This is a genomic window from Roseovarius sp. MMSF_3298 (genome assembly GCF_030733705.1).
Classification (GTDB): Bacteria; Pseudomonadota; Alphaproteobacteria; order Rhodobacterales; family Rhodobacteraceae; genus Roseovarius; species Roseovarius confluentis.
Genome location: NZ_JASHIN010000015.1, coordinates 103173 through 110828, shown reverse-complemented (window position 1 = coordinate 110828; position 7656 = coordinate 103173). Strand labels below are relative to the sequence as shown.

7 protein-coding genes and 1 pseudogene are annotated in these 7656 nt (G+C 63.7%); 7 read left to right on the top strand and 1 reads right to left on the bottom strand.

The features are described 5' to 3' along the window. From RBB18_RS14605 to RBB18_RS14585, 5 genes are all read left to right on the top strand, one after another. The coding region (locus tag RBB18_RS14605) for a TonB-dependent siderophore receptor (protein ID WP_306121254.1) at positions 1-844 on the top strand (844 nt) is incomplete at its 5' end. A gap of 13 nt (positions 845-857) precedes the next feature. Beyond that, a complete protein-coding gene (locus tag RBB18_RS14600) occupies positions 858-1409 on the top strand; it encodes a hypothetical protein (protein ID WP_103764047.1) in 552 nt (183 codons plus the stop codon). Beyond that, positions 1406-2149, top strand: coding sequence for a hypothetical protein (locus tag RBB18_RS14595; protein WP_103764048.1), 744 nt, complete (start codon positions 1406-1408; stop codon positions 2147-2149). Before RBB18_RS14600 ends, RBB18_RS14595 begins: the two co-directional genes overlap by 4 nt. Further along, a complete protein-coding gene (locus tag RBB18_RS14590) occupies positions 2113-3396 on the top strand; it encodes an ATP-binding cassette domain-containing protein (RefSeq protein WP_306111223.1) in 1284 nt (427 codons plus the stop codon). Before RBB18_RS14595 ends, RBB18_RS14590 begins: the two co-directional genes overlap by 37 nt. Continuing rightward, positions 3389-3994 carry an energy-coupling factor transporter transmembrane component T gene (locus RBB18_RS14585; protein ID WP_103764050.1) on the top strand — a complete coding sequence of 202 codons (606 nt, stop codon included), beginning with the start codon at positions 3389-3391 and terminating at the stop codon, positions 3992-3994. The genes RBB18_RS14590 and RBB18_RS14585 overlap by 8 nt, the downstream gene beginning before the upstream one ends. A gap of 174 nt (positions 3995-4168) precedes the next feature. Here the strand turns inward: RBB18_RS14585 and RBB18_RS14580 are convergent. After that, positions 4169-4372: pseudogene (locus RBB18_RS14580) on the bottom strand (integrase core domain-containing protein); the annotation flags it as partial. A 203-nt stretch (positions 4373-4575) separates the two neighbouring features. Here RBB18_RS14580 and RBB18_RS14575 point away from each other — a divergent pair. Together RBB18_RS14575 and RBB18_RS14570 are read left to right on the top strand one after the other, a co-directional pair. Next, positions 4576-5280: an ABC transporter ATP-binding protein gene (locus RBB18_RS14575; RefSeq protein ID WP_371931658.1), complete on the top strand. Its 705-nt coding sequence runs from the start codon at positions 4576-4578 to the stop codon at positions 5278-5280. Positions 5281-5287: 7 nt separating this feature from the next. Then, the gene (locus RBB18_RS14570) at positions 5288-7654 is read left to right on the top strand and encodes an ABC transporter permease (RefSeq protein ID WP_306111222.1); all 2367 of its coding nucleotides are present in this window, start codon (positions 5288-5290) and stop codon (positions 7652-7654) included. Positions 7655-7656 lie beyond the last annotated feature (2 nt).

Below are 7656 nucleotides of genomic sequence, written 5' to 3'. Positions count from 1 at the left end.
AACGCAGCAGCCCATTAACACAAATGCTTCTGCCGAAATACTGAGCGCCGGTATCGAATACGAATTTCGCCCCGTCGATCCGCTCGGCCTGGTTGCCGGGCTCGGCTATGCTCAGCAAACTAGGAACGGCCAAACAGATGGGGACACGTATTACCGCATCGCTGCGACCTACGATCTCGACAGCCAAACCACGCTCCGCGCCCAGCATGCCCGAGAAATCCGATTCCCGACTTTGCGGGACCTTTTCGCCGCGGATCGCGGAAACCCGAACCTCGATCCGGAGCGGACGCTGCATTACGAGGTCGGCATCGACCGAAGCTTCGCCTTTTGGAACGCGACACTGTCCGCAAGCCTCTTTCAGACCGACGCCAAGGACTATATCGAGCGCGGCCCGAGCGGTCTGTCCGAGAACGTCGAGAAGCTACGGATGCGCGGTCTGGAAATCGACTATCGCGCCTCGCCGATTGAACCCCTGACGGTGGGTCTCGGCTACACATTTCTCGATGCCGAAAACCGCAGTATTGCCGCGCCTTCCAGAGATCTGCAGAACCGGCCGCGGCACAAGTTCGTGCTGTCGGGCAGCTATCGCTTCAACGGCGGGACCCGCATTGATGCACAATATCTCGCGGTTCTGGACAACCTGACGCTCAACCGCAATGGAACGCAATCTCGAAACGTGGGGGACTTCCACCTGGTCGACCTCGGAGTCACGCACGCGTTCGAAGGACAGAACGCCGAAATCTATGGACGTGTCCGCAACCTCTTCGACGAGGATTACCAAGACAGCTACGGGTTCGTGCAGGCCGGGCGGACCTTTCAGGTCGGCGGGCGCATCCGCTTCTGAGAAAGTGACGGCCATGACAGGGCATTCGGACAAGGGATACATCGGCGGCTTTCGACTGCGCGAGGCGATGTTCCTCACGCTATGTACGGTTTTGCTGGTAAGCACGAAGATCTTTTTCCGCCTGAAGCTGGGCATTCCGGGACACAGCGCGATCTTTCTCGCGTTCTGCCTTGTCCTCGGACGCACGCTGGTGCCGCGCGGGCTTTCGGCGACGTTCGTGGGCGTTTTGGGTGGCCTGGCCATGATGGCACTCGGGCTGGGCAAGACCGGGCCGCTGGTCCTGCTTCAGACCGGCATGGCAGGACTGATGGTCGACGCGCTGGCAGCCCTCGGGTTGACAAGGCAGTTCTGGGGCGCGGCCCTGCTTGGGCTTGCCGCCGGTCTGGGACGCGGACCTGCGCAACTGGCACAGAACCTTCTGATTGGCATGGATTGGAATCTGGCACTGACCACGGCGGGGCTGAAACTGATCCCCGCGGCAATGTTCGGTTTGCTTGGCGGGGTTCTGGCCTTTCTCGTGGCACGGCGGCTTGAACGTGGCGGACTATCACCGGGGGTATCATGAAACACGTCTCACCTCTCGATCCGAGCCTTTTGCTGATCGGAGTCGAGGATACGGATGTCGAAGGGGCCGAACTTGGCACCGGCAAGATCACGCGGCGGCTGAAGGACGTCCTTCCGACCGGCGCCGAGATGGTCGGCGTGGTCCGGCATCAGTTCCTGATGGTTCCCGAGATTCCCTACACCTCCTGGAACAGCCCGGCCTGCGCCATCGTGCGCGTGTCCGATCCGTCACTCGTGCCCGAGGTCGCAAAGGCGACCCGCGACCATGTCCGCGCCCTGGCCTCCAACGGAAGCGATCCGGGCATCTGCCTTGGCCTCGTGCGGGACGTTGCACCCCGGGTAATTGAACATGGCGTCGATTGCCGGCGCCGCGTGCTGACGCAGGCCGACGCGATCCGCACCGGCAAAGGCCTGATCCTCGAGGGCCTGGGCGGCGACAATGGTGGCATAATCGGTGCGCTTGGTGCGGTCGGGCTTACCGCGCACGGCTGGTGCGGACGCTTCATCGAGGTAACGGCGCTGGAAGAGCGGCCGCTCGACAACTCGGTCGCAGACCTTGCCGAGTGCGGCGTGCGACTGGCCGTGATGGAGCGCGATGCGCCGCCGCCGCTGGATGAAGACCGGGTGATCGTGCCGGATCAGTTCCGCCCCGTGCTGATCGGCGGCGTCCCGGTTCTGATGGTCCACGAGGCCGCGCCGGGACGATGGGAGACAAAGCCCTGGCCGAAGCGCAACCATTGACGGCCGAACTGACGGTCCCGGGCGAGTTGACCTTGGTCGCGGGACCGACCGGGACCGGAAAGACGACGCTTCTTTCCAGAGCGTTGCGCGACTGGCGCGCGGCGCACCCGGCACGCTGGCCCGGTGCTGTTCTGCTTGGGCAGAATCCCGCGACACAGCTCGTGGGCGAGACCGTAGAGGAAGAGGTCGCCTTCGCATTGGTCGCAGCCCAGATGCCGGATGCGGAAATCGCCCGTCGCACGGCCCGCGCTCTCGCGACTTTCGGGCTGGACGACCGCGCCAAAGCCCGAACCGACGCTCTTTCTATGGGCTGGAAATGCCGGACACTTCTCGGCGCGCTGCACGCGCTGGAACCCGATGCGCTTTTTCTCGACGAGCCTTACGCACAGTTGGACGACACCGGGCGGAGGCGGCTCGACGCTGCGATCACCGAATGGCTGGGCCAAGGCCGTGCGGTCGTCGTCAGCGCGGCAGAGGCCCTGGAAACGGTGGGCGGGTTGCCTTCTGGCCGGACCCGCCTGCTCCATGCCGAGACAGGCCTTCGACCCGAGCCGGATCTTGTGGCCGGCTTTTGCGAAAAGTGGCCCGATCACGCCCCCGACACCCCAACAGGGTCTGCAGTTGAGCTACTGTCCTTCACGGCAGGCTACGAAGATACGTCGGCGGTTTTGCGCGACATCGATCTTGTCTTGCCGCCGGGCTCGATATCCGTGGTCAGCGGTGCAAATGGCTGCGGCAAGTCCACACTTCTGCGCGCGGTCGCCGGCGACATGCCGGCACTCTCGGGCACGCGGCGCATACTGGGGCGAGACATGGCAGGCGCGGGCAATCTGGCCCGAGAAACCGCGCTTGTTCTGCAAGATCCTGAACTGCACCTGACCGGCCGCACCGTGCGCGGCGAGATCGAAGTGGCCAGCGCCATTCCGAAACCGGGCGCCGAGACGTGCCTTCGCATCTTCGGTCTGTCGCAGTTCGCCGAGCAGGCTGCCCTTACCCTGTCACACGGCCAGAAACAGGCGCTGGTTCTAGCCTGCGCGGTTGCATCGATGCCGCGCCTTCTTTTGCTGGACGAGGCCTTTTGCGGGCTGGATGCCAGCGCTATGGCATCAATACTCTCTGCTCTTCGACGGATCGTGCACCGTACTGGGTTGACGGTCATTGCGGTTACTCACGATCCGCAAGGTCCTGTTCCGGACTTTGCCGATCGACACCTTCGCATGTCGAACGGGAAACTCATCGATGTCTGATACGCGCGGGCCTGCCACTGTCTGGACTCGCACACTGTTTCTCTGGATGGTCGCGCTTGCCATCGCACTGTTCGGCGTTCTGGCACCGGCGACCTGGCTGCCCCTGCTGAGTTTGCTCGCAACCGGACTATTCATCGCAACCGCGGGGCCAAGGGCCACGCTTCGCGACGCGCGGCCCTTGGCGTGGCATGCGCCTGTTCTGCTGCTCGGCATGCTGATCGTGAACGGCAGGGTCGACTGGGCCTTGGCGCTGGAGATCTCGGTCCGGTTCATGCTGACGGCCATGCCGATCTTCTGGCTGCATCGGCTGACGGCCCCGACCCACCTCTTGACGCTGTTTGAGCGCGTACTGCCGTTCAGGCTTCGGCTCATCCTCCTTTTTGCCCTTCGGATTTGGCCACTGCTATTGCGTGACATGAGGGACATCCTCCTCGTCGCCCGGTTAAGCGGCACTTGGCCCGCCCGCCTGCGCGACGTCCGACCGCGCCACTTCGTTCATGCGCCCGGACGCATCATGATGCCCCTCGGGGTGAGAGCGATCCGTCTTTCCGACGATATGGCCCGCAGTCTCGAGGCGCGCGGCCTGGATCAATTGTGAAAGGGGAGAAACACAGCCGGTGCGAGCTTTGGCCAGCACCATGGATCAGCTGTCGTTTCCGGATAACAATGGTGATGCCTTACTGATCAGCCTCACTTGAGTGATCCAATTTGATTGTTAGTGCATGACTGGCCTTGGGTCCATCTGGACGATGGTTTCCGGGGCCGGTGGGCGTTAGCCCAGAGCACTGCGAGGGCGTTTTGTGTTGTAGTGTTTCCTCCATTCTTCGATCAGGATTTGGGCTTCTCGCAGGCTGTAGAAGACTTCACCATTCAAGAACTCATCGCGGACCCGGGCATCGATGACATTGCCTGAGTTCAGCTTCCTATCTATGCGGATGGCCAGACATTCTCGGCTGTATTCAACGATGATGTTGAGCGTGTGAGACGACCAATATTGCGGCTACGAAGTACTCGATTGGTATTTGACGACAGCGCGGCCGCTCTTCGACTTCGCCAACCCGGAAATTTGCCGCGCTACTTCGAACGAGCCTTGATCAGGATCAATGCATATCACTCGCCCTCGTCCATTTCATTGAGAACCCAAGTGCCCGTTTGGGAAGCGGCGCGGAAAGGATGGCGATGGACAGCGTTTTTCGGACCGAAGGCCTGACGAAGGTCTACGACACTGGCACGCTGCAAGTGCGTGCCCTCGATGTTGTGGACCTCGAACTCTATCGCGGGCAGCTCGCCGTTCTGCTGGGGCCGTCGGGCAGTGGCAAATCAACGCTTCTGAACATCCTGGGCGGGCTTGACCACGCCACCGATGGCCGCGTCTGGTTCCGCGATACCGAGCTTACGGGCATGAACGACAAACAGCTCACGCTCTACCGGCGCGCCCATGTCGGATTCGTTTTCCAGTTCTACAACCTCGTCGCCAGCCTGACCGCCTGCGAGAATGTCCAGCTTGTCACCGACGTCGCCCGCACGCCCATGCGCGCCGAAGAGGCGCTGGAGCGCGTCGGGCTCTCGCACCGCCTGCATCACTTCCCGGCCGAGATGTCAGGCGGCGAGCAACAGCGCGTCGCCATCGCCCGCGCCATCGCGAAGCGCCCCGAGGTGCTGCTTTGCGACGAACCCACCGGTGCACTGGACAGCCAGACCGGGGTGCAGGTGCTGGAGGCCCTGCGCGAAGTGAACGAGGATCTCGGCACCTCCACGGTGGTCATCACCCACAACGTGGGGATACGGAAAATGGCGCACCGGGTGATCTGGTTCCTCGATGGCCGCATCGACCGCGTCGAAGAAAACGCCACCCGCGTCGCGCCGGCAGAGATCTCGTGGTGAGGCCGGCATGAACGCACTCGACCGCAAGCTCCTACGCGATTTCGTCCGGCTCTGGGAACAGGCGCTGGCGATCGCGCTGGTCCTGGCCTGCGGCGTGGCCATCCTCCTGGCAACCTTCGGCACCTATGGCGCACTGGACGAGACCCGCCGGGCCTATTACGAGCGCAACCGCTTTGCCGATGTCTTTGCGCATGCGGTGCGTGCGCCGCGGGCTCTGATGCAGGACATCCGGGCCATAGACGGCGTTCGTTCCGCCGAGGCACGCGTGTCCAATTATGTCATACTCGACGTGCCGGGACGGCAGGAAACCGTATCCGCCTATCTTTTGTCATTGCCCCCCGACGGCACTCAGGCGCAGCTCAACATGCCGATCCTGCGCACGGGCCGTTTGCCCCGCCCCGAAAGGACGGACGAGGCCGCCGTCAACGCGCCTTTCGCGGCAGCCAACGGGCTGGAACCCGGCGACAGGTTTCATGCCAATCTGAACGGCCAGAAACGAGAAATCACCGTCACCGGCACATTGCTGTCACCCGAATTCATCTACACCATTGGCCCGGGCGCCCTGATGCCCGACAACGAGACTTTCGCGATCCTCTGGATGCCCGAGCGCACTGTCGCGGCGGCGTTCGACATGGACGGCGCCTTCAACGACGTCACTCTCAAGCTTGCTCCTGGCACGCCGGAGGCCCCTGTGATCGACCGGCTGGACGACCTGCTGGAGCCCTATGGCGGTCTGGGTGCTTACGGGCGCGACCGGCACCTCTCCAACAGCTTCATCGACAGCGAGCTTCAGCAACAGCGCGTCGCCGCGATGATCCTGCCGCCGATTTTCTACGCCATATCGGCCTTTCTCGTTGGTGCCGTCATCAGTCGGATCATCGCGCTGGAACGCAGCGAGATCGGTCTTCTCAAAGCCATTGGCTACTCGAACGTGCGCATCTGCCTGCATTACCTCATGCTGGCAGGGCTCATCGCCCTTGGCGGCACGCTGATCGGCTGGGGCGCGGGCACTTGGCTGGCGCGCGGCCTCGCGCGGCTCTATGCCGGGTTCTTCGACTTCCCCTTCCTGATCTACCACGTCAGTCTGGACGCTTATGCGTTGTCGGGCCTGCTCGCGATTGCAAGCGCGGCGCTCGGTGCCGCCCGCAGCGCCCTGCGCGCGGCACGCCTGCCACCGGCGGTCGCCATGGCGCCGCCCGCCCCGCCGCGCTTCAAACAGGGCCTGCTGGACCACGCCATTGCCGCGCTGCGCCTGTCGCAGCCCACGATGATGATCGCCCGCAGCCTGCTGCGCTGGCCTCTGCGCTCAGGCATCACGCTCTTGGGCATGTCCTGCGCGGTGGCCGTGCTGGTAGCCTCCGGTTTCTTTTCCGCCGCGCTCGACGCGTTGATGGACACCACGTTCGACCGCGCCAACCGGCAGAACGCCATGCTCCTGTTCGACCCGGACGTGCCCGAAACCGCGCTGACCGCCGTGGTCCGGCTTCCCGGAGTGCTGCGCGCGGAGGGGCAGCACTACCAGTCGGTCGTCCTGCGCCACGGACATCTCGAAAAGGAAACCGCAATCGAATCCCGCCGCCCGGGAACCGATCTTGCCCGCATCATCGCCCAGGACGGCGGCGTGATCGAACCCCCGAGCCAGGGCCTCCTGCTGTCGGAGCGTCTGGCCCGGCAGTTGGAGGCCGCGCCCGGAGACGTGCTCGAGGCGGAATTCCTCGGTGGACGCAACGAGACCCACAAGATCCGCATCGCCGGGATCGTCACGCAGTATATCGGCCTCAACGCCTACATGGATCTCGGCGCGCTCAACACGCTTTTGCGGCAAGCGCCCCGTATCACCGCCGCCAACCTGCAACTGGACACGGCCGCACTGCCGGACCTGCACAAGGTACTCAAGGCAACGCCGGAACTCTCCGCGCTGGTCCTGCTCGACAAGGCGAAACGCGGCTTCGAGGCGACGATCCGCGAAAACCTGATGATCATGACCACGATCTACATGACAGTCGCCGTGCTGATCACCGCAGGCGTCAGCTACAACTCGGCCCGCATCCAGCTTTCCGAACGGGCCCGCGAACTCGCCAGCCTGCGCATTCTCGGCTTCAGCCGGGGCGAGGTCGCCTACATCCTGATCGGGGAAACCATGCTGATCGCCACGCTGGCGCAGCCGTTGGGCTGGCTCTTCGGGGCGGCGATTGCCGGTGCGCTGGCAAGGGGCTCCTCGAGCGATCTCTACGAAATCCCGCTGGTGCTGGAGACAGCAGGTTTTGCGCAGGCCAGCCTCGTGGTGCTGGCCGCGGCGCTGGCGGCCGCACTCGTCGTGCGCCGCCGCCTGGATACTCTCGACCTCGTGCAGGTCATGAAAACACGTGAATGAGG

Excerpts from the sequence above, each read along its gene's own strand:
- RBB18_RS14585 (WP_103764050.1), top strand. The coding sequence starts at position 3,389 with ATGTCTGATACGCGCGGGCCTGCCACTGTCTGGACTCGCACACTGTTT.
- RBB18_RS14590 (WP_306111223.1), top strand. The coding sequence starts at position 2,113 with ATGGGAGACAAAGCCCTGGCCGAAGCGCAACCATTGACGGCCGAACTG.
- RBB18_RS14600 (WP_103764047.1), top strand. The coding sequence starts at position 858 with ATGACAGGGCATTCGGACAAGGGATACATCGGCGGCTTTCGACTGCGC.
- RBB18_RS14570 (WP_306111222.1), top strand. The coding sequence starts at position 5,288 with ATGAACGCACTCGACCGCAAGCTCCTACGCGATTTCGTCCGGCTCTGG.
- RBB18_RS14575 (WP_371931658.1), top strand. The coding sequence starts at position 4,576 with ATGGACAGCGTTTTTCGGACCGAAGGCCTGACGAAGGTCTACGACACT.
- RBB18_RS14595 (WP_103764048.1), top strand. The coding sequence starts at position 1,406 with ATGAAACACGTCTCACCTCTCGATCCGAGCCTTTTGCTGATCGGAGTC.